Source organism: Hydrogenophilus islandicus, assembly GCF_054657095.1.
The window spans coordinates 1-340 of the sequence record NZ_BAAHXE010000083.1; the positions used below are offsets into that span (position 1 = coordinate 1).

A 340-nucleotide genomic window follows, 5' to 3' on the forward strand; every position below is an offset into this window, starting at 1 on the left:
GCAGATGGAATACAAGGCAAAGCGCTACGGCACCCAGTTGATCCTTGCCGATCGCTGGTACCCAAGCAGTCGCCTCTGTTCGGTCTGCGGCTGGAAGAACGAAGCGCTTGCGTTGAGTGACCGGGAGTGGCAGTGTCCCGAATGCGGCACGCACCACGACCGCGACCTGAATGCAGCGCGAAACCTTGAACGGCTGGCAACCGGAACTGCCCTACCCGAGGCGAGTCCGTCCAGCAATGGCGGCGCTGCGATGGGGGAGGTCCCCATCGTAGTCGGGAAAGTGACGCCTGTCAGATACGATTCCATTGAGGAATCGGGGCAGGAAGAGAACAGTGCGCAC

At 61.2% G+C, this 340-nt stretch carries 1 protein-coding gene; it reads left to right on the top strand.

Features of this window, described 5'->3' with window-relative positions; all coding sequences use genetic code 11:
• On the top strand, positions 1-340 hold a 340-nt coding region (locus ACYQ6T_RS10760), incomplete at both ends, for a zinc ribbon domain-containing protein (RefSeq protein ID WP_459830713.1).